Annotated in this window: 22 protein-coding genes; 13 read left to right on the top strand and 9 right to left on the bottom strand. The window is 60.3% G+C overall.

Annotation, left to right across the window (positions count from 1 at the left end):
- Positions 1 to 257: 257 nt before the first annotated feature.
- From ACQKEN_RS14400 to ACQKEN_RS14385, 4 genes are all read right to left on the bottom strand, one after another.
- Positions 258 to 971: a PA5502 family lipoprotein gene (locus ACQKEN_RS14400; protein WP_427686406.1), complete on the bottom strand. Its 714-nt coding sequence runs from the start codon at positions 969 to 971 to the stop codon at positions 258 to 260.
- Positions 972 to 1,128: 157 nt separating this feature from the next.
- Positions 1,129 to 1,911 (bottom strand): zinc ABC transporter permease subunit ZnuB, encoded by a 783-nt coding sequence (znuB, locus tag ACQKEN_RS14395; RefSeq protein WP_427686405.1) that lies wholly within the window; start codon positions 1,909 to 1,911, stop codon positions 1,129 to 1,131.
- Positions 1,904 to 2,710: a zinc ABC transporter ATP-binding protein ZnuC gene (znuC, locus tag ACQKEN_RS14390; protein WP_427686403.1), complete on the bottom strand. Its 807-nt coding sequence runs from the start codon at positions 2,708 to 2,710 to the stop codon at positions 1,904 to 1,906. The genes znuB and znuC overlap by 8 nt, the downstream gene beginning before the upstream one ends.
- Positions 2,710 to 3,192: a Fur family transcriptional regulator gene (locus tag ACQKEN_RS14385; protein WP_427686401.1), complete on the bottom strand. Its 483-nt coding sequence runs from the start codon at positions 3,190 to 3,192 to the stop codon at positions 2,710 to 2,712. Before ACQKEN_RS14385 ends, znuC begins: the two co-directional genes overlap by 1 nt.
- A 66-nt stretch (positions 3,193 to 3,258) precedes the next feature.
- Between ACQKEN_RS14385 and znuA the strand changes: the two genes are divergently transcribed.
- Complete coding sequence (znuA, locus tag ACQKEN_RS14380; protein WP_427686399.1) at positions 3,259 to 4,179, top strand: zinc ABC transporter substrate-binding protein ZnuA; 921 nt, start codon at positions 3,259 to 3,261, stop codon at positions 4,177 to 4,179.
- 171 nt (positions 4,180 to 4,350) lie between these two features.
- Here znuA and ACQKEN_RS14375 read toward each other — a convergent pair whose 3' ends face one another.
- Complete coding sequence (locus ACQKEN_RS14375) at positions 4,351 to 5,301, bottom strand: homoserine kinase (protein WP_427686397.1); 951 nt, start codon at positions 5,299 to 5,301, stop codon at positions 4,351 to 4,353.
- 34 nt (positions 5,302 to 5,335) lie between these two features.
- A complete protein-coding gene (locus ACQKEN_RS14370) occupies positions 5,336 to 5,626 on the bottom strand; it encodes a DUF2782 domain-containing protein (protein ID WP_133774125.1) in 291 nt (96 codons plus the stop codon).
- Between the two features lie 74 nt (positions 5,627 to 5,700).
- Between ACQKEN_RS14370 and polA the strand changes: the two genes are divergently transcribed.
- Positions 5,701 to 8,466: a DNA polymerase I gene (gene polA / locus ACQKEN_RS14365; RefSeq protein WP_427686395.1), complete on the top strand. Its 2,766-nt coding sequence runs from the start codon at positions 5,701 to 5,703 to the stop codon at positions 8,464 to 8,466.
- 238 nt (positions 8,467 to 8,704) lie between these two features.
- Here the strand turns inward: polA and yihA are convergent, their stop codons facing one another.
- On the bottom strand, positions 8,705 to 9,340 hold the full coding sequence (gene yihA, locus ACQKEN_RS14360) for a ribosome biogenesis GTP-binding protein YihA/YsxC (RefSeq protein WP_065987940.1): 636 nt from the start codon (positions 9,338 to 9,340) through the stop codon (positions 8,705 to 8,707).
- Between the two features lie 234 nt (positions 9,341 to 9,574).
- Between yihA and ACQKEN_RS14355 the strand changes: the two genes are divergently transcribed.
- The 6 genes from ACQKEN_RS14355 (at position 9,575) to ACQKEN_RS14330 (ending at position 16,590) form a co-directional block, all read left to right on the top strand.
- Complete coding sequence (locus ACQKEN_RS14355; RefSeq protein WP_427686392.1) at positions 9,575 to 10,192, top strand: c-type cytochrome; 618 nt, start codon at positions 9,575 to 9,577, stop codon at positions 10,190 to 10,192.
- A 191-nt stretch (positions 10,193 to 10,383) separates the two neighbouring features.
- Complete coding sequence (locus ACQKEN_RS14350) at positions 10,384 to 11,025, top strand: thiol:disulfide interchange protein DsbA/DsbL (RefSeq protein ID WP_427686390.1); 642 nt, start codon at positions 10,384 to 10,386, stop codon at positions 11,023 to 11,025.
- Between the two features lie 9 nt (positions 11,026 to 11,034).
- Positions 11,035 to 11,916 carry an endonuclease/exonuclease/phosphatase family protein gene (locus ACQKEN_RS14345; RefSeq protein ID WP_427686389.1) on the top strand — a complete coding sequence of 294 codons (882 nt, stop codon included), beginning with the start codon at positions 11,035 to 11,037 and terminating at the stop codon, positions 11,914 to 11,916.
- Positions 11,913 to 14,003 (top strand): diguanylate cyclase, encoded by a 2,091-nt coding sequence (locus tag ACQKEN_RS14340; protein WP_427686387.1) that lies wholly within the window; start codon positions 11,913 to 11,915, stop codon positions 14,001 to 14,003. Before ACQKEN_RS14345 ends, ACQKEN_RS14340 begins: the two co-directional genes overlap by 4 nt.
- A gap of 98 nt (positions 14,004 to 14,101) precedes the next feature.
- On the top strand, positions 14,102 to 14,878 hold the full coding sequence (locus ACQKEN_RS14335) for an N-acetylmuramoyl-L-alanine amidase (protein ID WP_427686385.1): 777 nt from the start codon (positions 14,102 to 14,104) through the stop codon (positions 14,876 to 14,878).
- A 92-nt stretch (positions 14,879 to 14,970) separates the two neighbouring features.
- The gene (locus ACQKEN_RS14330; protein ID WP_427686383.1) at positions 14,971 to 16,590 is read left to right on the top strand and encodes an EAL domain-containing protein; all 1,620 of its coding nucleotides are present in this window, start codon (positions 14,971 to 14,973) and stop codon (positions 16,588 to 16,590) included.
- A gap of 9 nt (positions 16,591 to 16,599) precedes the next feature.
- On the opposite strand, the gene ACQKEN_RS14325 is transcribed toward ACQKEN_RS14330, so the two are convergent.
- Both ACQKEN_RS14325 and algB read right to left on the bottom strand, forming a co-directional pair.
- Positions 16,600 to 18,387 carry a KinB sensor domain-containing domain gene (locus ACQKEN_RS14325; protein WP_427686382.1) on the bottom strand — a complete coding sequence of 596 codons (1,788 nt, stop codon included), beginning with the start codon at positions 18,385 to 18,387 and terminating at the stop codon, positions 16,600 to 16,602.
- A 10-nt stretch (positions 18,388 to 18,397) separates the two neighbouring features.
- Entirely contained in the window at positions 18,398 to 19,744 is a 1,347-nt protein-coding gene (gene algB / locus ACQKEN_RS14320) for a sigma-54-dependent response regulator transcription factor AlgB (RefSeq protein ID WP_133774142.1), read from the bottom strand.
- A gap of 257 nt (positions 19,745 to 20,001) precedes the next feature.
- Between algB and ACQKEN_RS14315 the strand changes: the two genes are divergently transcribed.
- The 5 genes from ACQKEN_RS14315 (at position 20,002) to gltP (ending at position 24,166) form a co-directional block, all read left to right on the top strand.
- The gene (locus ACQKEN_RS14315) at positions 20,002 to 20,856 is read left to right on the top strand and encodes a BON domain-containing protein (RefSeq protein ID WP_427686380.1); all 855 of its coding nucleotides are present in this window, start codon (positions 20,002 to 20,004) and stop codon (positions 20,854 to 20,856) included.
- A 272-nt stretch (positions 20,857 to 21,128) separates the two neighbouring features.
- On the top strand, positions 21,129 to 21,413 hold the full coding sequence (locus ACQKEN_RS14310; protein ID WP_133774146.1) for a hypothetical protein: 285 nt from the start codon (positions 21,129 to 21,131) through the stop codon (positions 21,411 to 21,413).
- Positions 21,414 to 21,500: 87 nt separating this feature from the next.
- Entirely contained in the window at positions 21,501 to 21,665 is a 165-nt protein-coding gene (locus ACQKEN_RS14305; protein WP_002555679.1) for a DUF1328 domain-containing protein, read from the top strand.
- A gap of 2 nt (positions 21,666 to 21,667) precedes the next feature.
- Positions 21,668 to 22,135 carry an inhibitor of vertebrate lysozyme family protein gene (locus ACQKEN_RS14300; protein WP_192174453.1) on the top strand — a complete coding sequence of 156 codons (468 nt, stop codon included), beginning with the start codon at positions 21,668 to 21,670 and terminating at the stop codon, positions 22,133 to 22,135.
- Positions 22,136 to 22,834: 699 nt separating this feature from the next.
- The gene (gltP, locus tag ACQKEN_RS14295) at positions 22,835 to 24,166 is read left to right on the top strand and encodes a glutamate/aspartate:proton symporter GltP (protein WP_427686377.1); all 1,332 of its coding nucleotides are present in this window, start codon (positions 22,835 to 22,837) and stop codon (positions 24,164 to 24,166) included.
- Positions 24,167 to 24,188 lie beyond the last annotated feature (22 nt).

Here is a 24,188-nt window from a genome sequence, read left to right as displayed (position 1 = left end):
GTTTGAGCGAACGCTAAACCCGATAACAAAGTGAAAGTGCGCAAGAAGTTGCGCACCCCTGTGCAACTTCTTGCGCACTCGTCTACAGGCCACAAAAGACGAGGCATACAGCGCAGAAAGCACCCTGAAACACACAATCAAGTGCGCAACTTCTTGCGCAGTCGATCCCGAGCCTTTCCCGTGGGAAGGGAGGCAAGCAAGCGCAAAAAAAGGCGTTGCCCACGAGGGCAACGCCTTTTCTTTTGATCAAAAACCGATCAGGGCTGAGCGGGTTTCAACACAATCTTCGCAGGCTCAGTGCGCTCGATTTCACGCTGCATCTGCAACTCGAAATCCGGGTTGATCTTCGTGATGCGCTTGGTCAGCAAGGTGGCCAGCCAAGGGTAGTCGTCTGTGCGCGGCACCTGCACGATAACGTCGCAGTTGAACGCTGTGACATCTTCAGCGATGTCACTCAACTGACGGCGAAGCTGCTTCATGTCCCCCAGCTTCAGCTCGATGGTCGTACTCTCGGCGCTCGGGTCGATCACCTTCGCCTTGCGCTTGGCTTCGGCAGCGCGCAGATCGGCTTCAGCCTTTTCCAGCTCGGCTTTACGGGCGTGGGCGATGGCGCCGTTGACGCCACTGGTCAGCGCCGGGGCCTTTGGCATCAGGGCGCGAGCGCGACTCAACGCAGTCGCGGCAGCATTCATGTCGCCTTTTTGCAGCACGATCTGACTGCGGCTCAAATAGGCCTCAGCCAATTGACGCTGGTATTGCTCGAGTCGGGGATCGTCCGGGGACTTGCTTTGCAGCGCCGCCAATTGATCTTCGGCGGTGGCCAACTCGCTGCTGGCGATGTTCTGCTCCAACTGCTGATACGCGTCAGGCGGCGCCACAGGGGCTGGCTGCTCGACGGGCTTGCTCTGGCAAGCGCTCAACAGGACGGAAAATGCAGCAAGCAGCAGATAACGGGATGCGAACGGCTTCATTCCTGCGATTCTCTATTTGCGCAAAAAACGAGCAAGTCTACACGCAACTGACTTGCACCGAAAATAACTGATCACGATCGGTGGGCGCGCAAGGAGTCATTGCACATTGCCGCCATCGGATTATTGCGGAGTATGACTCTACCCGCCACCCAAGGTTCTACCGCTTGGGCAAAAGGAAACTGAGCAAAAACAAGGTTGCCGCCGAGACCACGATAGACGGGCCTGCCGGGGTGTCCTTGAACCAGGACAATGCCAGACCCGAGCACACCGCAATGACGCCGATGATGCTTGCCCCCAGGGCCATTTGCTCTGGCGAACGGGCGTGACGTTGTGCCGCAGCGGCGGGAATGATCAGCAGCGAGGTAATCAGCAACACGCCGACGATCTTCATGGCCACCGCGATGACCACGGCAATCAGCAGCATCAATGTCATGCGCAGTGTCGCCACCGGCAGCCCTTCGACCGTTGCCAGCTCTTCATGCACAGTGATCGCCAGCAGCGGTCGCCATAGCGCACAGATCAGCACCAGCACCAATGCGCTGCCCGCGAGAATCCACGCCAGATCGTTTGGACTGATGGCCAGAAGGTCACCGAACAAATAGCCCATCAAGTCGATGCGCACATCGCGCATGAAGCTCAGCACCACCAGCCCGAGGGACAAGGTGCTCGGCGCCAGAATGCCCAGCAACGTGTCGGAGGCAAGTGGCTGGCGCTGCTGCAGGGTCACGAGCAAGACCGCCAGCAGCAGGCAGCCCACGGTGACGGCGATCGTCGGGCTGATGTCCAGCAAAAAGCCCAGTGCCACGCCGAGCAACGCGGCATGGGACAGCGTGTCGCCAAAATAAGCCATGCGCCGCCAGACCACGAAAGACCCCAGAGGGCCTGCCACTACTGCTAACGCGAGGCCTGCGAGCAAGGCGTAAAGAAGAAAATCAGCCATGCTTGCAGCTGTCCCCGTGGTCGTGAGTGTGGGTGTCGGTATGGACGTGGTCGTGAGCCGGCGCGGGTTGGCAGACTTCGCCATGCAAATCGTGGGCGTGATCGTGATGATGGTGATAGATCGCCAGGCTCGGCGCGTTCAGGCCGAACAGCTCGACGAAGGCGGGATCGTTACTGACCTGCTCGGGGTGACCGGAACAACACACGTGGCGATTGAGACAGACCACCTGATCGGTGGTGCTCATGACCAGGTGCAGGTCATGGGACACCATCAGCACGCCACATTGATGCCGGTTGCGCAACTGAGTGATCAGCGCGTAAAGCTCGGCCTGCCCGGCCACGTCAACGCCCTGCACCGGCTCGTCGAGCACCAGCAGCTCCGGCTTGCGCAACAGCGCTCGCGCCAGCAACACGCGCTGCATCTCGCCACCGGAAATCCCTTGCAATGGGCTGTCGATGACCTTCTCGGCGCCGACCTCGATCAGCGCCGCCCGCGCGGTCTCCCGATCAACGCCGGGGACCAGACGCAGGAAGCGCAAGACCGACAGCGGCAGCGTGGCGTCGATGTGCAGTTTTTGCGGCATGTAGCCGACACGCAGTTTCGGCTTGCGCCAGATCTCGCCCGAGTCGGCTTTGAGCAGCCCGAGCACGGCGCGCACCAGTGTGGTCTTGCCCGCCCCGTTGGGGCCGATCAGGGTGACGATTTCGCCCGAACTGACGCTCAACTGGATATGTTCCAGCACGCTCTGGCCGGCGCGCGTCACACTGACGTCCTTCAGGCGGATCAGTGCATCGCTCATCAGGCGGCCTTGCACCCGGCGCATACGCCGACGACTTCAACGGTCTGGGCTTCGACGTCAAAGCCGACCTCATTAGCCGCGTCGACGATGGCCGCGCTGATGCTGCCGTGCTGCAATTCGATGGCGGCGTGGCACTCGCGGCAGATCAGAAATTGACCTTGATGCGCGTGGGTCGGGTGGTTGCAGCCGGCGAAGGCGTTCAACGACGCGATGCGGTGCACCAGGCCGTTTTCCAGCAGGAAGTCCAGCGCGCGGTACACCGTAGGCGGCGCGGCGCGGCGGCCGTCTTCTTCGCTGAGCACGGCGAGGATGTCGTAGGCGCCCAGCGGCTTGTGGCTCTGCCAGACCAGTTCCAGCACGCGACGGCGCAGCGCCGTCAGGCGCAGGCCTTTGCCCGCGCACAGCGTGTCTGCTTCAGTGAGCGCACTGTGCACGCAGTGGGAGTGATCGTGGGGGCGACTGGCCAGGGGTGTTTTAGACATGAGCGGCGACGGCCTTTGAGAGAGACGTTATTATGTTACCTGTTCCTGCCCCCATGAGTGGTTACCGTGTCCCGAATTTTTTTACTTTTTGTCGTATTTATTACCGGTTTCTCAACCATCACCGTTGCTGAAGCCAACGTCCGTGTTCTGACCAGCATCAAGCCGCTGCAGTTGATCGCCGCGGCTGTGCAGGACGGAATCGCGGTGCCGGAAGTCCTGCTTCCGCCAGGCGCATCCCCTCATAACTATGCGCTACGGCCGTCCGACGTACGGCGCGTGCAGGAAGCAGATTTGCTCTACTGGATCGGCCCGGACATGGAGACATTCCTGCCTCGCGTGCTGTCCGGGCGCAGCAAAGCCTCGGTCCCGGTGGAGTCGTTGCAGGGCATGCACTTGCGCCATTTCACCGCCAGCACCGAGCACCACGATGATGACGAAGACGAACATGACCACGATCACCGGCCGGGCAGCGTCGATGCGCATTTGTGGTTGTCTTCGGTCAATGCGCGGGTGATTGCGGCGAAGATGGCCGCTGACTTGAGCCAGGCCGATCCGGCCAATGCCGCGCGTTACGAGAGCAACGTCAAAGCCTTCGACGCACGCCTTGACGCACTGGACGCCAAAATCAAACAGCGTGTCGCCGGCATTTCGGGCAAGCAGTATTTCGTGTTCCACGAGGCGTTTGATTATTTCGAAGAGGCTTACGGGCTCAAGCATGCGGGCGTATTTGCCGTCAGCAGCGAGGTTCAGCCGGGTGCTCAACACGTCGCCGCCATGCGTGCGCGGTTGACCGAGTTCGGCAAAACCTGCGTCTTCAGCGAGCCGCCCCTTCGCCCGCGTCTGGCCGACACATTGAGTGCGGGCTTGCCTGTCAAATTGGCTGAGCTGGACGGATTGGGCGGCTACACACCCGCCACCGCCAAGGGTTACGAGCAATTGCTGAGCAAGCTGGCGGATGATCTGGCGGGGTGTCTGGAGGGTTTGTGACGCAGTCGTAACACCTGTAGGAGCGTGGCTTGTCCCGCGATCTGCCGCGCAGCGGCAGCAAACCGGACAACGCGTCTGTACTGCAGTCCGCATTACCGGTTCACGGCTGCTATGCAACCGATCGCGGGACAAGCCACGCTCCTACAGTGGATATGCGTAGGCTGATATGGTTTACAACGCAAACGGCAACGGAATATGGGTTTCCTGGCGCTGTTCCAGGCGTTTGCGGAATTCGTCCGGATCATGGATCAACACGTCCTGCCCGGCAAAAGTTTCGGCGGCGATGAGGCGCGATAGCCAGAACCGCACGCAACCCACTCGCAGCATGGTTGACCACAGCTCGGCTTCGGTGGCGGTAAACGGCCTCAGCGCAGCGTAGGCACCCAGAAACGCCCGGGCGCGCGGGGCATCGATGGTGCCGTTCTCAAACGAGCACCAATCATTTACCGCAATCGCCACGTCGTACAGCATCGGCCCGGAACAGGCGTTGTAGAAATCGATGACGCCCGTCAGGTGAGTGCCTTCGAACAGCGTGTTGTCGCGGAACAGGTCGGCGTGCAAATTGGCTCGTGGCAGCGCCATGATTTTCGCCTTGCGACGCTGGATTTCTTCGACAGCCTTGGTCAGCAGCGCGCCCTGCGCCTCGTCCAGGTGAGAGATGAAATTACCGCCCTCCTCCAGCATCCAGTCCAGACCACGGTCGGTTTTGCGTTCGATGGTCTGGTTGCGCGTCGCCATGTGCATGTGCGCCATGAACTCGCCGATCTGCACGCAGTGCTGGGTGTTGGGCTGGGCCGGGTGCTTGCCGGACAGGCGCGGTTGCAGCAGGGCCGGTTTGCCTTTCAGCTCGCGCAGGGCCTGGCCGTCGGTGGTGCGCAGCGCGTAGGGCACGGGCAGGTTGGCATCGTGAAGAACGTCCAGCAGCTCGATGAAGAACGGCATTTCCTGAACCGGGCCGCGCTCGACCAGCGTCAGCACGAATTCGCCCTGCTCCAGGCTGATGAAGAAGTTGGTGTTTTCACTTCCAGCGGCGATGCCCTGAAAATCACGCAGGGCGCCAAGCCCGTACGGGGCGAGAAAAGCTTCCAGCTCGGGCCGAGCCAGGGGAGTAAAAACGGACATAGAAGACTGCCAGCAAGAGAGTGAATGTAGGGCGTTACCAGCTGAATAGTACCCATTGAGGTATCAGCATGTCCGGTTGATCCGAACGGATGAATTGACCACTTGTGCCATCGGCGCGCACCAGATAATAAGGCTTACCGTGTTTGGGCGTGATCTTCACGGCGTATACGAATCCGTTCGCACGGTACTCCTTGATGAAGCCATCACTGTCCTGACGAATCGTCACATCAGGCTCTGCCGACGGCGCTTCATCGTCCGCCGCGACCGCCAGCCACGGACAGGCAAGCAACCCGCCGAGCAGTAACAGGCGATTCAGCGCGCGCATGATAACCTTGTGCCTTTGTCGTCAACGGTCCGCGCATTCTAGCGCCGACCCCGCCGAAAAGGTTGATCTTGCACATGAGTCTTGCGCCCCTCGTCCTGGTGGACGGTTCTTCTTATCTTTACCGCGCGTTCCATGCGCTGCCGCCGCTCATGACCTCCAAAGGCCTGCCCACCGGTGCGGTCAAGGGCGTGCTGAACATGCTCAAAAGCCTGCGCAGGCAATATCCCGAAAGCCCGTTTGCCGTGGTGTTCGATGCCAAGGGCGGAACGTTCCGCGACGCGCTGTACGGCGAATACAAAGCCAATCGCCCCAGCATGCCGGACGACATGCGCGTGCAGATCGACTTCCTGCACAACTGCGTGCGAGGCCTCGGTTACCCGCTGTTGTGCGTCGAAGGCGTGGAGGCCGACGACGTGATCGGCACGCTGGCGCGCAGCAGCGCCGCCGCCGATCGTCCGGTGGTCATCTCCACCGGTGACAAGGATATGGCTCAACTGGTCGATGGCCACATTACGCTGGTCAACACCATGACCGGCAGCGTGCTGGACGTCGCCGGCGTGAAAGAGAAGTTCGGCGTCGGCCCGGAACACATCATCGATTACCTGGCGTTGATGGGCGACAAGGTCGACAACATCCCCGGCGTACCCGGTGTCGGTGAGAAAACCGCAGCAGGCCTGCTGGTGGGCATCAACGGTGGCCTGAAAGAGCTTTACGCGAACCTCGACAAAGTGGCAGCACTGCCGCTTCGGGGCGCTAAATCCCTGCCGGCCAAGCTCGAAGAACACAAGGAAATGGCCTTCCTGTCCTACGAGCTGGCGACCATCAAGATCGACGTGCCGCTGGATATAGAGCTCGATGCCCTGCACTGCGGCGAGCCCGATCGTGAGGCGCTAATGGCGCTGTACACCGAGCTGGAATTCAAGAGCTGGATCACCGATCTGCAGCGTGACGCCCGCCAGGAAGGCGTAGAAGTCGTCCCGGCTGCCGAGCCAGCGCCTGTGATCGAGGCCACGTACGAACTCATTCTTGAGCAAACCCAATTCGACGACTGGCTGAAGAAGCTCAACGCCGCGCAGTTGTTCGCCTTTGTGGTGCAGAGCAACGGCACCGACGCCCAGCGCGCGCAGATCGTCGGCCTGTCGTTCGCGATCAAGACCCACGAAGCCTGTTACATCCCGCTCACCCATTCCTATATGGGCGTGCAGCAGCAGCTGGATCGCGACGCTGTGCTGAAAGCGCTCAAGCCCATCCTGGAGGACGCGAGTAAAATCAAGGTCGGCCAGCACGCCAAGTTTGCGATCAACCTGCTGGCCAACTGCGCCATCAATGGCGACCAGAGCCAGGGCATCAACGTGCAGGGCGTCAAGTTCGACACGATGCTCGAATCCTATGTGCTCGACTCCACCGCGACGCGTCACGACCGTGACAGCCTGGTCGCCAAATACCTGGATCACACGCCAGTGAATTTCCAGGACATCGCGGGCAAGGGCGCCAAACAACTGAGTTTTGATCAGATCGCGCTGGAGCAGGCCGGTACGTATGCCGCCGAAGAGGCTGACCTGACGCTGCGACTGCACGAGGTGTTGCAGGACAGGCTGGCCAAGACGCCGAGCCTGGCCCCGGTGCTGAACGACATCGAGATGCCGCTCATGCCTGTATTGGCTCGCATCGAGCGTCAAGGTGCACTGGTCGATGCCAATCTGCTGGGCAATCAGAGCGTCGAGCTAGGCAACAAGATGACCGAACTTGAGCGCGAAGCGTTCGCCATCGCCGGTGAAGAATTCAATCTCGGCTCGCCCAAGCAGCTCGGGGTGATTCTCTACGAAAAGCTCGGCATGCCGATCATCAGCAAGACCGCCACCGGCCAGCCCTCTACGGCTGAAGCGGTGCTCGCGGAACTGGCCGAGCAGGAATATCCGCTGCCGAAGGTGCTGATGCAGTACCGCTCGATGAGCAAACTGAAAAGCACGTACACCGATCGCCTGCCGGAGCAGATCAACCCGCGCACCGGGCGAATTCACACCTCTTACCATCAGGCAGTGGCGGTGACCGGGCGTCTGTCCTCCAGCGACCCGAACCTGCAGAACATCCCGATCCGGACCGCCGAGGGTCGTCGCATTCGTCAGGCGTTTGTCGCGCCCCAAGGCTACAAGCTGCTGGCGGCGGACTACTCGCAGATCGAACTGCGGATCATGGCGCATCTGGCCAAGGACGAAGGCTTGCTGCACGCCTTCCGCAACGACCTGGACGTCCACCGTGCAACGGCGGGCGAGGTGTTTGGTGTCGAACTGCCGGACGTGACCAACGACATGCGTCGCAGCGCCAAGGCGATCAACTTCGGTCTGATCTACGGCATGAGCGCGTTCGGGCTGGCCAAGCAGATTGGTGTCGATCGCAAGCAGTCCCAGGCCTATGTGGATCGCTATTTCGCGCGCTATCCCGGCGTGCTGGATTACATGGAGCGCACCCGTGCTCAGGCGGCGGAACAAGGATACGTCGAGACCATTTTCGGTCGTCGCCTCTACCTGCCGGACATCAACGCGAAGAATCAGGCGCTGCGCAAAGGCGCCGAACGCATGGCGATCAACGCTCCGATGCAAGGCACGGCGGCTGACATCATCAAGCGGGCGATGGTGGCGGTGAACGGCTGGCTGGAAGCGTCAGGTCTGGATGCTCGCGTCATCCTGCAGGTTCACGATGAACTGGTGCTGGAAGTGCGTGAAGATCTGGTCGAGCAGATCAGCAAGGACATCCGCGTGCACATGAGCGGCGCGGCCGATCTGGATGTTCCGCTGCTGGTTGAAGTGGGTGTGGGGAACAACTGGGACGAGGCACATTAATACGGCCTTGTGGTTCCGATTCTGCGCGGTATCGGAACCACGCCATCCATTAATTTCCACCGGTTTTGAACTTCATCGGACAAATCCCGGTCTGAGTTTGCGAATGGCTGACGTAGCCATTCATGCTCCTATGTTGTGTTAAGTGTTGGCAGATATCCGGACCCCTCTCGAGAGGTCTGGACTTGGACCCCGAACTTCCCCTCCCCACATGAAGTCCGGGGTTTTTTTTGCCTGCGATTCAGGCCGCCGGTGCCTTGTCTTCCAGTTCCATCCAGTCAGCCAGCACGGTGTAAGCCTCTTCCAGGCCCATGCGCTTGGGTGCCGAGAACAGCTGGATGGTGATAGCGTCACCCCAACCGCGATGTATTTCCGACTGGACCTTGAGCAGCGTGTTTTTTGCCGCGCCGAAGGTCAGCTTGTCGGCTTTGGTCAGCAGAATATGCATCGGCATGCCGCTGGCGATGGCCCAGTCGAGCATCAGCAGATCGAAGTCAGTCATCGGGTGGCGGATGTCCATCATCAGGATCAATCCCTTCAGACTTTCACGACCGCCCAGATAGGCTTCGAGGTGGCGCTGCCAGTGCAGCTTCAGCGGAATAGGCACCTTTGCATAACCGTAGCCAGGCAAGTCGACCAGACGGCGGTCGTCGTCCAGGCTGAAGAAGTTCAGCAGCTGGGTACGGCCAGGGGTTTTTGACGTGCGCGCCAGGCTGGCGTGAGTCAGGGTGTTCAGCGCGCTGGATTTACCGGCGTTGGAGCGGCCGGCGAATGCGACTTCAAAGCCTTCGTCGTCCGGGCATTGGTCGACTTTGGCAGCGCTGAGCATGAACTTGGCTTGTTGGCACAGGCCGAGAATAGGGTTCTTGAGTTGCATGGGATATCCGGTGAGGGCGTTGCGACGTGCGCGGCAACGGGGTGTCTTTTTCCGTTCAATGGGCGCGAGTATATAATGCCGCAGATTTTCATGTGTGCCTTGTCCTGCCCCCGCAAGGGTGTTGCCGACGCGAGAACCCGCCTGGCATGTGCACCGAAACGTCCAGAACCAGGCCGCCTCCTCTCAAGACAGTCCATCATGAGGGCCGCACTTTCAGCCGCATCGGATCAACCCATGAACGCATTTCTGTCGAGCCTGCTGTTGACCTTGAGCCTGAATGGCTTCGTGCAGGCCGCTGACTCGCCCGTGGGCGATCCGGTCGCCGGCCAAGCGAAAACAGCGATCTGCGGCGCCTGCCACGGGTCCGACGGCAACAGCCTGGTGCCCATTTTTCCGAAGCTCGCCGGCCAGGGCGAGCGCTATCTGCTCAAGCAACTGCACGACATCAAAGACGGCAAACGTATCGTGCTGGAAATGACCGGTCAGCTCAACCCGCTCACCGATCAGGACCTGGCCGACATCGCCGCTTATTACGCAGGCCAGCAAGGCAGTGTTGGCGCTGCCGATCCCAATCTGGTCGCCGGTGGCGAAGTATTGTTTCGCGGCGGCAAGCTCGATCAGGGCATGCCGGCCTGCATCGGCTGCCACTCACCAAACGGCGCGGGCATTGCAACGGCAGGCTTCCCGTACCTGAGCGGGCAGCACGCCGATTACATCAAGAAACAGCTCACCGCGTTCCGCGAAGGTGAGCGCACCAATGACGGCGACACCCTGGTCATGCGTACCATCGCCGCGAAACTGAGTGACAAGGATATCGAAGCGCTGGCAGCGTACATTCAAGGGCTGCATTGAGCCTCTGGCGCGCGATCCTGACGGACACGGTTGGTAAAACAAAATGCCGACAGACCTGCCCGGACGGGCCAAAAAGGGTAGCGAACGGCTGCCCTTTTTTGTGGCCGCAGGCGTTACACTTGCGAACTCATATCACCTCGGCCGGTCGAACCGCGGCCACCGAAGTGACCTTCCATGCCCAGGAGTTAAGCATGCGTAATCTGATTCTCAGCGCCGCTCTGATTTTCACCAGCCTGTTCGGTCTGACCGCTCAAGCAGCAGAGCCCATCGAAGCCGGCAAGCAATACGTCGAGCTGAAAAGCGCTGTTCCTGTTTCCGAGCCGGGCAAGATCGAAGTCGTCGAAATGTTCTGGTATGGCTGCCCGCACTGCTACGCCTTCGAGCCGGTCATCAATCCATGGGTCGAAGAACTTCCCGCTGACGTCCATTTCATCCGCGTCCCCGCCATGTTCGGCGGCCCTTGGGACGCTCACGGCCAGCTATTCATTACCCTCGACACCATGGGCGTGGAGAAGAAAGTTCACACGGCCGTGTTTGACGCAATCCAGAAAGGCGGCAAGCGTCTGACTGACCCGAACGACATGGCCGAGTTCGTCGCCACCCAAGGCGTCGACAAGACCAAGTTCCTCGAAACCTTCAACTCGTTCGCCGTAAAGGGCAAGATCGCCCAATACAAGGAACTGGCCAAGAAGTACGAAATCACGGGCGTTCCGACCATGATCGTCAACGGCAAGTACCGCTTTGATCTCGGCACTGCCGGTGGTCCCGAGCAAGCGCTGCAAGTGGCCGATCAGCTGATCGCCAAAGAACGTACGACGCTGACCGCCAAGTAAGGGCTGACCATGGCGCGCTGGGGAACTACTGAACGGGTTGTTGCCCGGCACACGCCGAAGGTCAACGAGCACCATCTTCACGAGACAGGCCTGCCGGCCGACGGTCGGCTTCGCCTGCTCAGTTTCAATATCCAGGTGGGCAACAGCACCGAACGCTACCGGCACTACCTGACTCGGGGCTGGCAGCATCTGCTGCCCCATAACGGTCGAGCCGGTAACCTGCAGAAGATCGGCGATCTGCTGCGTGACTATGATCTGGTCGCGTTGCAGGAGGCAGATGGCGGCAGCCTGCGCTCGGGCTACATCAATCAGGTCGAACACCTCGCCCAGCTCGGTTCGTTTCCGTACTGGCACCAGCAACTCAATCGAAACCTCGGACGCCTCGCCCAGCACAGCAATGGCGTGCTCAGTCGTTTGCGTCCGTGGGACATCGAAGACCATCCGCTGCCAGGCCCTGCCGGGCGTGGCGCCATCCTCGTTCGTTTCGGCGAAGGTCCGGATGCGCTGGTCGTGGTGGTCATGCACCTGGCACTGGGCGCGCGGACCCGCACACGGCAGCTCGCGTACATTCGCGAACTGATTGGCGGCTATCGCCATCAGATACTGATGGGCGACATGAACACCCACGCCAATGACCTGCTGCAAACGTCGCCACTGCGCGATCTTGGCTTGCTTGCACCGCAGATCGAGGCGACTTTCCCCAGTTGGCGTCCCCAGCGATGCCTGGACCACATTCTCCTGAGCCCGACCCTGACCCTTGAAAAAGTGCAGGTGCTGGCGCAGCCCATTTCCGATCATCTGCCCGTCGCGGTGGAGATTCGCTTGCCGGCCTCATTAATCGGTGACTCGCTGCCGATAACAAGCACATCTCCTCGCGGACCTGTGGAATGACCGACGAAGCGCAGCGCTGGAAAGAAAAGTACCTCAAGAGCATCGAGCAACAAGACAAACTGGAGCGGCGCTGGAACGCGCGGCTCGACTTGCTGCGTCGAGGCCTCGTGCGCAGCAGCCTGGCGGCAGAAGGTGCCGACAAGGCGGTTGATGCCTGCATGAAGGAAATGCGCGAGATCGTTCGCAAGGACGACATGGACGCAGGCCTGGCTGCCTTGATTCCGCGCCTGGAAAAAGCGGTGCTGGATTCTGAACAGCGTCGCGAGCAGCGCGTCGAGCAAATGGGCACGGCGTTGACGTCGTTGGTTGCGCAGTTGCAGGCGTTGCCGTTGCCGAAGGACGTCAGCAGGCCCCTCAAGCGTTTTGCCAAGAGTCTGGAAGATCGCATCACCCAAGCCCGTGAGCTGCCGCTGATACTAAGTGAGTTAAGCGGACTTCAGGGGCAGGCGCTGTCGCAGATCGAGCACCCGGATGAAGCGTCCCGTCCGGGTTTTCTGCAGCGATTGTTCGGCAGTCACCGTGAGGCTGGCGGCGAGGGTGATGAGTCGGCCCCGTTGCCCCATTCAGTTACCGAGCCGGCCGGGCCGACGCTGCGGGCTTCTGACGATGCGCCTCAGCATTCAGCTGCCTTGCCGGAGGCGGCGCCAGAGAACACTGAGCTGGAGGCTGAACTTCGCAGCGCTGTCCTGTCGGCTCGTCCCTCTGTCGCCGAAGAGCCCGCGCGCTCTATTCCGGAGCCTCACCCGGAAGTTGCAGTAGAGCCGGTCACCTCCGAGCCCGATCCCGAGCCGGCTGACCAGACAACCGCAGAGCCTGAAGCATCGCTCCACACCGCTGACGCCCCGCAGCCCTCCGCCGCTGAGGCGGCAGACGATGAAGCAGCCGAGCCGGTACCTGAAGAGTCCTCACCGGAGCCTCAAGAGGCTGCTGAAGCCGTCGTTATTGCCGACGAGACCGAGATCGTCGCTGAAGACGAAGAACCTGACGGGATCGCCGCCGAAGAAGACGGTCCCTACGCGCTGCCCTCCTCGCCCGAGCCAAGTTACAGCTCAGTCGCCGCCCACATCGAAGAGACGCTGCTAGGGCTGCTCGATGAACTAACGCTGCCCGAATACCATCGCCCGCAAGCCGAAGCCATGCGCGCGCGGCTCGAGCATGGGCTTAACTGGTACGAATTGCTGCCGATCCTTGACGATCTCGCTGTGCTGATGCTCGCCATCACCGACAGCGGCCAGCACGAATTCCAGGCCTACCTCAAGCAGCTCAACGAGCGCCTTGAGTCGTTTCAGAGCGGCTTGCTGGCTGCCAGCGAAGACCATGCCGATCAGCACTCGGCGTCGCGTCAACTGGACCATCAATTGCGCGAGCACGTCGATGACCTGCAAACCAGCGTGCAGCAGGCGGCCGACCTGGACAGCTTGAAACACGTGCTGGAGAGCCGCCTCGAAGGGCTGATTGGCACCATGGATCATCATCAGCAGCAACGCGATCAGCGTGAGCAGGAAGTCGCCACCCGCCTGCAAGCCCTCTCCAGTCGCGTGGCCACGATGGAGCAGGAAGCGCTGGGCTTTCGGGCTCACCTGGAAGAGCAACGGCAGAAGGCGCTGATCGACACGCTGACAGGCTTGCCAAACCGCGCGGCGTGGAACGAACGGCTGGAGCATGAGATCGACCAGTTGCAGAGGAAGCGTTCGAGCCTGCTGCTCGGCATTCTCGACCTGGATCACTTCAAGCGCATCAACGACGGTTACGGCCACCTGGCAGGCGACAAGGTTTTGAAGATCATTGCCGGTCAGTTGAGAAAGCGATTGCGGGCTTCTGACTTCATCGCGCGTTTTGGCGGGGAAGAGTTCGTGATCCTGCTGCCGACCACGCCGATGGGTGAGGGGCTGGCGCTGTTGGAGCGTCTGCGCGAAGGCATTGAACAATGCCCGTTTCACTTCAAGGGCGAGCGGGTGACGGTCACGGTGTCGATGGGCATTACGCTGTTTGCTCCCGGTGAGCGCAGCGATGTGGTGCTCAAACGTGCGGATCAGGCGCTGTACCGTGCCAAGCACGAGGGGCGTAACCGGATCGAGCACGGCTGAACGGTTCGTCTGGTTGGCCGCGCGGGCATAATGCATTTTGAATGCGCCGCCAACGTTACGTTACACTGTTGCATTATTTGCCCACACGTCGTGCCGCCATGAAGTCTATTTCTGCCCTGTTTCTGTTGTTGCTGCTGACCGCTTGCAGCAGCGGCCCGAAGATCGACACCACCCACCCTTCCGTCAACTTCGACAGCCGCGTGCAGTTCGTGGTGGTTCATTACACGTCTGCCTCCCTCGAGCGGTCGTTGGCATTGCTCACCCACGGTGAGGTCAGCGCGCATTACCTGATCGGCGACGGGCCAGCCACGACCTACAAACTGGTCGACGAATCCCAGCGCGCCTGGCACGCCGGTGAAAGCGAATGGGACGGGCGCACCTGGCTCAACTCAAGCAGCATCGGCATCGAGATCGTCAATCCGGGCTACCGCGACACGCCGACGGGCCGGCTCTGGTATCCCTACAGCGAGGCGCAGATTCAAGCGCTGATCGTGCTGCTCAAAGACATCGTCAAACGCAATCACATCGAACCCCGTCACGTCATTGGTCACAGCGACATCGCGCCTTTGCGCAAGCTCGATCCGGGACCGTTGTTCCCGTGGAAGCGGCTGGCCCAGGAAGGCCTGGGCATCTGGCCGGATGAACAGCAGGTCGCACAGCGTCAGACCCAGTTGATGGGCGTCGTGCCGAATATCGTATGGTTCCAGCAGCAATTGGCGCTGCTGGGTTACCCGACGCCGCAGACCGGAGAGCTGGACATCGCAACCCGTCACACCTTGGCTTCGTTCCAGATGCATTACCGACCACAAAAATTTGACGGTGAGCCGGATCTGCAAAGTGCAGCTATGCTGCAAGTGCTTAACTTCAGGCACTAAATTCCGCTGATTGTCGGTTTTTTCCGGACTATTTTTGCGCTTGTTGCTATACCTCAGTGGTTATGGAAATCCCACCCTCTGGATGACTGTCGATGCTCACGGCGACGCCGCGACTGCGCTCTTTCCTTTACCGTCCCTGGCTTCTGGCATTGTTGGCCGCGCTGTTAAGCGCGGCCGTCTTGCTGGCGGGCAGCTTTGGTCTGGCGATGCATCAGGCCCGGCAGGACGAACGTGCGCAGATGAATGCACAGGGCGAGCGCTTTCTGGTGCGGCTGGAGCAGTTGTTCGGCCAGTTGAGAGCCGGGCTCGATCAGCTTGAGGCGCAGCCGTTGCGCGGTTGCAGCCCCGAGATGATCGAGCAGTTGCGTCAGGTGAACTCGCGCTACCGCTTTATCTACGAAGTGGCGTACGTCAGCGAAAGCCAGTTCTGTTCCAGCTGGACGCGCCAGAGCCTGATTGGCAAGCCCAGGCCGCCGGACATTCGCGGCCCCACCTACGATTACTGGCTCAACACCTCTACCCAGCCTGACGACAACCTGGCTTCATTGATGCTTGGGCGCGGGGAGTTTCGTGTTTCCACCTCCCGCGGCCATCTGACTGACGTGGTTGACCTGCCGGCGGGCGGCAGTCTGGTGGTGGTGCTGGATCGCGGGTCCAAAGCAGTCCCGGTCCTGGGCCCGGCTCAGACATGGCCGCCCACGCCGGACTGGTCGCCGACCTCCACCGAAACGCTGATGACCACCCAGGACAAGCTCGTCTACCGGATGCCGACCCAGAGCCCGGAATATCAACTGGTCCTCATTACGCCGCGCAGTGCCTTGCAACAGAAGATCACCGGTGCGTGGTGGCTGCTGGTCCCGGCCAGCCTGTTGATTTCATTGTTTATCGGCATTCTCGTCCTGCAACTGGTGCGTCAGCGGCAGTCATTGGGCGGTGAGCTGCACGGGGCACTGCGCCGCGGCGAGCTGAAGGTTTTGTATCAGCCCATTTTTGATCTCAACACGCGGCTGTGCGTGGGCGCTGAGGCCCTGGTGCGCTGGCGACGACCGGACGGCACGCTGACCAGCCCCGACCTTTTCATTCCGCTCGCGGAAAACACCGGGCAGATCCGTCAGATCACCGACTTCGTGCTTCAGCAGCTGCTTGAACAGCTGGGCCAGCTGCTACGCGCCAATCCGCACCTGTACGTGTCGGTCAATCTGGCGGCGTGCGACGTGATGGCCCCACGCATCGGCCGAGTGACGGCGAAGCTGCTGGCGTTGCATCGGGTGGCGCCTCGGCAGATTGCATTTGAAGTCACTGAACGCGGCCTCGTGGACGTGGTAGTCGCGCGCAACCATCTCCAGGCGCTGCGCGATCGGGGCCATCAGGTGCTGATCGACGATTTCGGCACCGGTTATTGCAGTCTGGCGTACCTGCAGACGCTGCCGGTGGATTGCCTGAAAATCGACAAAGCGTTTATCGACGCCCTCGGGCACGATGCCGCGAGCAGTGGCGTGGCGCCGCACATCATTCGCATGGCCCATGCGCTGCAACTGCGGGTGATCGCCGAAGGCATCGAGTTTGAGTCCCAGGCGATGCTGCTGAAAAGCGAAGGGGTGATTTATGGTCAGGGCTGGCTGTTCGCCCGGCCGCTGAGCGCGACCAAGTTTACTGAGCTGGTGACCGGCGGCAGGCGCAGCGCCGGGCGTCGTGCGGATGATGTGGCGTAGCGTGCTGGTCTAGAGCGGCAGCGCCATGTAGAACTGCGTGCCCTGCCCCGGTCGGGAATAGACGCCCATCCGTCCGCCGTGCAGCTGAACGATTTCCTTGCACAAGGCCAGCCCCAGGCCCGCGCCGCCTTTCTTGCGTCCGACCTGCACGAACGGCTCGAAGATTCGGGCCTGCTGGCCGTAGGCAATGCCTTCGCCATTGTCTTCCACGCTGATGATCAAGCGCTCGCCATGACGCCGCGCCTGCAAGCGGATCAGGCCCGATTTCGGGGTATGGCGCAAAGCATTGTCGAGCAGGTTGTCGAGCACCCGGTCGAGCTGCGCTTTGTCGGCCTGCACACGCGGCAGCGGCTCCTGGGTTTCCAGCAGCACCATGACGTCCTGATCGTGGGCGGTGTCGGCAAAGCGCTGACGCGCCGATTCGAGCAATTCGCTGATATCGCACGGTTCAAGCGTCAGCTTCTGCAGGCCGTTCTGATAGCGCGAAAAGTTGAGCAGGTCGTTGATCAACTGCATCAGACGCTGCATTTCTTCGTTGACGGTGTCCAGCAGGTCCTTCTCGCGCGAGTCCGGCGGGAAATGCACGCGCTCCTGAAGCAGGCCGAAGGCCATGTGCATGCCGGTGACGGGCGTGCGCAACTCGTGGGAAGCGCGCAGCACGAACTCGCTGCGCACGCGTTCGAATGCCCGCTGCTCGGTGACGTCGTGCAACACCATCACGGCGCCGACGATGTGGCCTTTGGTGTGGCTGACTGGCGTGAGGCTGTAGGTCAGCAGGCGGACTTCTCCGTCGATCTCGATGGACAGGTCATCGGGTGCCCGTTCCAGCGTGCCGCCGCGCAATACCAGATACAACTGCTCGTCCAGCTCCGGACGTTGCAACGCTTCGCCGAGACCTTGGCCCAGGCGACTTTCTTCCCAGCCCAATTGCCGCTGCGCGACCGGATTCAGGTGTTCGAGCCGCCCTTGGCGATCAATCATCAGCAAGCCGTCGTCGATACTGTCCAGCACCGCCTGCAAGCGCTGTTGGCCAGCGACCAGCTCATCGACGTTGGTTTTCTGATGCTGGCGCAATGCGTCGGCCATCATGCCGAAACGGTGAGTCAGCAGGTTCATTTCGTCCGATGATGACGTGGGCAGCGTGACGTCGAAATCACCCTGGGCAATGCGGTCCGCCGCCTTGGCCAACTGCTCGATGGGGCCGCCGAAACGCCGGGCAATGCCGTGGGCGGTGACGAAGCCGATAACCAGCACCGCCAGTCCCACCAGCCCTAGCAGCGCCGAGACCCAGAGCGCTCGCGATCTTGAGGCGCTTTCAGCTTGGCTAATGTTCACCAGCGCCTGGCGGTGAGCGTCGAGCAGGCCATCGCGCAACGTGTTGAACGCCTCGGTCACGGCCTCATTGTCGCGGATCGCGTCACCATGCTCGGTGGATTGCTCGATGGTTTTGACGAAGCGGGCATAGTTCACCCGGGCCGTTTCGAACCCGCTGGGAACGCCGGTTTGCTGATCATGTTCGATGCCCTGATCGAGCAGATTCTGGAACTGTTCCTGATTGCGCTTGATCGACGCCTGATCGGGGCTGTCCTTGAGCATCATGACCAATTGGTCGCCCAGGTTCTGTCGCAGCTTCAGGCCGATATCGAGGGTGATGAAGTTGTGCCGAATCGACGATTCCTGAGATTTGGCCATCTGCATGACGCTGACGAGCCCCAGCACCAACCCCAGCAGGGCAACGGTGATGAGGGCCGAAATACTCAGGAAGAGTCGGGTGCGCAACTTCATCGCAAACATCATCGGCGCCCTGTCACAGGTTGTACTGCTTGCGTTTTCGGTACAGCGTCGAGGCGTCGATGCCCAGCGTGCGTGCGGCCTGATCCAGCGTATCGCTGGTGGCCAGCACCGCGCCGATGTGAGCTTTCTCCAGCTCATCCAGACTCAATGCTGCGCCAACGCGAGGGGCGTTGTTGGCCGGCTGTTCGGCCATGCCCAGGTGCGTGATTTCGACTTTTTCCTGCGGGCAGATAATGCTCGCCCGCTCGATCACGTTACGCAGCTCGCGAATGTTGCCGGGCCAGCGGTAGTTGAGCAGCGCGCTGCGCGCCTGTTCGCTGAAGCCACGCGCCGGGCGGCTGTATTCCTTGACGAAGCGCGCCAGAAAGCGGTCCGCCAGCGTCAGGATGTCTTCGCTTCGCTCGCGCAAGGGCGGCAGATTGAGGGTGATCACGTTCAGGCGATACAGCAGGTCCTCGCGAAAGCGGCCTTCGCGGACCATGTCCTCGAGGTTCAGGTTGGTCGCCGCCAGAATGCGCACGTCGGCACGGCGGGTGACCGGGTCACCGACGCGCTCGTATTCCTTGTCTTGAATGAAGCGCAGCAGTTTTGGCTGCAGGGTGAGCGGGAAGTCGCCGATTTCATCGAGGAACAATGTACCGCCGTCCGCCTGATTCACTCGGCCGAGTGTGCTTTCGCTGGCGCCGGTGAAGGCGCCCCGGCTATGGCCGAAGAGTTCGCTTTCCATCAACTCGGCAGTGAGCGATGGACAGTTGATGGTCACGCAAGCCTTCTTGGCGCGCTTGCTCCAGCCGTGAATCGCCCGCGCCAATTCCCCTTTACCTGTACCGGATTCGCCGAGGATAAGGATGTTGGCGTCGGTGTTGGCGACCTGCCGCGCGGTTTCGAGGATCGCCATCATCGACGGGCTGTGGGAATCCAGGCCGTCCTTTGGTTTGCGAACTTCGCCTTCGAGGGCTTCGAGTCGCGCCGACAACTGGCGGACTTCGAGCTGCTTGGCGGTGGCGAGGCGCAGCTGATCCGGGCTGCAGGGCTTGACCAGGTAATCGGCAGCGCCGGCCTGAATCGCGTCAACGGCGGTGTCCACGGCCGAGTGCGCAGTGACGATCACCACGCGCATCCACGGCGCCTGCACGCGCATTTGCGCCAGAACGTCCAGCCCGTTGTCCTCACCCAGTCGCAGGTCGAGGAAGCACACGTCGAATACCTGACGCTGCAACAGCGCCTCTGCCTGCGCCGCACTGTTGGCCGTGGCTACGCTGTAGCCCTCATCTTCCAGGCAATAACGGAAGGTGCGAAGGATGGCGGATTCATCATCCACGAGCAGAATACGGCCCTGATTCTCAGCGGCTGCTTCCATTTTTCCTACGCTCCTCAATGAATAGTCTGTGTTAGTCCCGGAAAAATCGGGCAAGTTGCATGGTTCATTCTGATTGATTATTAACGTTGCATGGTAGCGATCTTCTGAAAAAAGCCGTCATGCGCTGATCCAGGGCAGGTTACGTCCAATAACCGTCGGCACGGATCCTCATGCAGGCAAAATCAGGCCGCGCCGAACATCTGGGCGAAAGACCAGTCTGTCCAGAGGTACCTTTTTGCAATTGTCTGGAGATTCCCATGCCCACGTTGAAGAAGATCGCCCTGGCCATCACCACTGCCAGCCTCCTCGGAATGACACCCTTCATGGCTCACGCCGCGGCCGCCGATCTGCAAACCCAACTGGCCGAGGCGCGTCAGGAGGGTTCGATCTGGACCGCCTTCGCCCTGAACCGGCATTTGAGCCCGTTCAAGATCAGCGTGGACGTGGAACAAGGCACTGCAATCCTCAAGGGCAAGGTCGAGAACCAGGTCGACAAGGATCTGGCGGCGCAGATCGCGGGCGACATTCAGGGGATCAACAAGGTTGATAACCAGCTGGAAATCGATGCGCAGGTCGCTGCCGATCCGGGCACCAAAGCCACCATGGCCCAGCGTTTCGATGACGCGACGCTCACAGCAACCATCAAATCCAAGTTGCTGTGGAACAGCGTGACCGAGGCGTTGAATGTCGATGTCAGCGCCGCTCAGGGGGTCGTCACCCTCAAGGGCCAGGCGAAAGACGCGGATGCCAAGCAGCTGGCCGGAAGCCTGGCTACCAACACGGACGGCGTGACGGAGGTGAACAACCTGATCAGCGTCAGCGCCCGGGATACTCAGGCGATCAAGGAGCAAAGTGAGCTGCAGGCCAACAGTGTTCGCGAAGAGTTCAGCGACGCGTGGATCACCAGCAAGGTGAAATCCAGCCTTATATATAGCCGCACCCTTGATGGCTTGAACATCAAGGTCGAGACCAAAGACGGTGTGGTGACGCTGGACGGTGTGGTGGCCAACTACGCCGAGAAGGAATTGGCGGTCGACATTGCGCGAAACATTCGCGGGGTCAAAGGCGTCGATGCCGACACCCTGCGCGTCACAGCGCGCAGCGCGGGTTAGAGCGTTACACGGCGGTCGTAAGACGGGTATCAGAACGGAATTACTACCCGGAATGAATTCGGCAGCCTGCGTGGTGTCAGGCCATTCGTGCATTCCGCACGATGGCAAATGTTCAATCGTGCAGCTTGCGTGTACGACACTTCTGAATCACTAATATAAGTTATTGATTTAAAAGGATTTATTGGTTGGTAAAAAGCTGGCACACAGCGTGCAATATCCTTGGTAACAAAGGCCCGAACAGACGGCCGACAAGATTGCCAGGAGTCAGCTGAATGAACGCTCAACATCTCGCCAACAAACTGCGTATCTCTCCTCTGCATTTGCAGCAGGTTTTGTTTGCCAGTCTGGCGTTGATGATTACGCTCATTGCGGTTCAGCAATTCAATCACTGGAATCAGAATCAGGAAGTGACTCAGGTCCACTACTCCCACGCCCACACCGCACCGTTTGCCAAGGCAAGTGCGCTGAAAGCCTCGGACGTCGCCTTGAGCATGCAAGTTGATGATGCGGCCGCTACTACTGATGAAGCGCCACGTCAGCAAAGCTGGGTTTTCTGATCCTCCGGGTCGAAGACGCGATCTACCCCGAGGGTCATCCCGACGCCTCGACGTAGCAATAATCAATAAACAGTAAGGAGATTCACCATGTTGAGTTGGGCAATCACATTTCTGATCATCGCTATCGTTGCAGCCGTCCTTGGTTTTGGTGGTATCGCAGGTACTGCTACCGGCATTGCCAAGATCCTGTTCGTGGTCTTCTTGGTTATGTTCGTGGTGTCGTTCTTCTTTGGCCGTCGCGGCCGAGGCTGAACATGGGCTTCAAGCATTTCCATGCACTGACATTGGCGCTCCTTGGGAGCGCCAGCGTTACAGCCATGGCGGCCAACGACGGTCAGTCTCGGGCGAACGAGCTTTTGAGCTCGAATCCCGAGTATCGCGAAACGTGGTCGAGCGTGGTGAAGAAGGAAGAGCGATTGCCCGATTGGGTGATCAATCTCTCCGGCGCCGCTGAACAGATGAATGCCGTGACCGAAGACGGTGACAAGTATCTGGTAGGGCCGCTCTGCGAAACCCAGGACACTTGCCGCAACAAGCGCCTCATCGTGGCATTCAGTCTGGACAAGTCCCATGCGTACGCGATGTTGGTTGAAGTGCCAGCGGGACTGCCCGCAGACAAGTCACCGACGCGCCATGCGGATTACCGGTTTCTGGGCAAACCGGATGAAGGCATGCAAGGCCTTCTGAAAGAACAGCTCAAGAAAGATCCGAACTGGTACTGATTTGAATGATGGGAGACCTGTCCCTGACAGACCTTCCTGATAGACGCGCAGCCCGAAGACGGTGCGCGTATGACCAAGGGGCCGGGGCGTTACGATCAAGGGAGTGATTGAAGCGTCCTAGGTGTACAAGGAGTACTCCCACACGTGGGCCGGGTCAGGCAAGTCGCAACGCAAGTCCATCGTCCGATACGGTTTTAGCCTTTATCCGACAGTGGACTTGTGAGGCGCAAATATTCTCCACGTCCTACAAGGTCTCCGGTCCTCGAGAGTCCTACACAGCCCCTTCTACGTTTCCTACGACCGTATATCGCCAAAATTTTCCCGTTTAAACGGCGACCCAGCCATCCGCGGCCAGTCCGTCGTGCTGCTGTAACGCCCTGTATAAACACGCTACAGGCGACGTTTTAGCCACTTCTCAGCATTCCTGCGTCAAGCAAATCCGCCCTCTTTTAGCGCACCCCAGCGTAAGTGATTGATTTTCATCATGCCGATTCGGCATGGGGTAGTCGTTTACGGCATTAGACGATGGCGGTCACCGTGGGAATAGTTGCGCCTTTTTCGCCTGCTCAGAGCTCGGATGCTCGCCTGCGGCCACTTACGAGACAGCCCTGACGGCGACCGCGGCGTCACGCTTGCTGGCAAGCGCAATGATGAACGTGTGGTTGGGGGATGTCCCGGCAATGACAACAAGGTAATGACATGAAGAAGGCAAAACTGAGCCTCGCCTGGCAGATCCTCATCGGCCTGGTCCTGGGTATCGCCATTGGCGCCCTCCTGAACCATTTCAGCACCGAGAAAGCCTGGTGGATCAGCAACATCCTGCAGCCAGCGGGCGATATCTTTATCCGTCTGATCAAAATGATCGTTATCCCGATTGTGATCTCCTCCCTGGTCGTTGGCATCGCCGGCGTTGGCGATGCCAAGAAGCTTGGTCGTATCGGTCTGAAGACCATCCTCTATTTTGAAATCGTCACCACAATTGCCATTGTGGTGGGTCTGCTGCTGGCGAATGTCTTCCATCCCGGCACTGGCATCGACATGAGCACGCTGGGCACGGTGGACATCTCTCAGTACGAGAAGACCACCTCCGAAGTCCAGCATGACCATGCCTTCGTCGCCACGATCCTCAACCTCATTCCGTCTAACATCTTCGCGGCGGTTGCCCGTGGCGACATGCTGCCAATCATCTTCTTCTCGGTGTTCTTCGGGCTGGGCCTGTCGAGCCTGAATGCGGAAGTGCGTGATCCGCTGGTGAAGGTATTCCAGGGCGTGTCGGAGACCATGTTCAAGGTCACCCACATGATCATGAACTACGCGCCAATTGGCGTATTCGCACTGATCGCCGTGACCGTCGCCAACTTCGGCTTCGCCTCGCTGCTGCCTTTGGCCAAGCTGGTGATTCTGGTGTACGTCGCCATCGCCTTCTTTGCCTTCGTGGTGCTTGGCCTGATCGCGCGTTTGTTTGGCTTCTCGGTACTCAAGCTGATGCGCATCTTCAAGGACGAACTGGTGCTGGCCTACTCCACCGCCAGTTCCGAAACCGTGCTGCCGCGCGTGATCGAGAAGATGGAAGCGTACGGGGCGCCGAAGGCCATCAGCAGCTTCGTGGTGCCGACCGGTTACTCGTTCAACCTCGATGGCTCGACGCTGTATCAAAGCATTGCGGCGCTGTTCATCGCGCAGCTTTATGGCATTGATCTGTCGATCGGCCAGCAGTTGATGCTCGTGCTGACCCTGATGGTGACGTCCAAGGGCATCGCCGGTGTACCGGGCGTGTCGTTTGTGGTGCTGCTGGCAACCCTGGGCAGCGTGGGCATCCCCCTGGAAGGCCTGGCGTTCATTGCCGGCGTCGACCGCATCATGGACATGGCGCGCACCGCGCTGAACGTGATCGGCAACGCGCTTGCGGTGTTGGTGATCTCCCGCTGGGAAGGCATGTACGACGACGCCAAGGGCGAGCGCTACTGGAACTCCCTGCCGCACTGGCGTGGCAAAGACCCTCTGCCGGCGGGTCAATCGACGGTCGAGTAATTACTGTCTGGCGTGAATCATC

Origin of the sequence: Pseudomonas sp. NPDC078416 (assembly GCF_050268485.1) — a bacterium.
Taxonomy (GTDB): Bacteria; Pseudomonadota; Gammaproteobacteria; order Pseudomonadales; family Pseudomonadaceae; genus Aquipseudomonas.
Note: the sequence above shows the minus strand (reverse complement) of the source record. Positions and strands in the feature narration are given on the sequence as shown.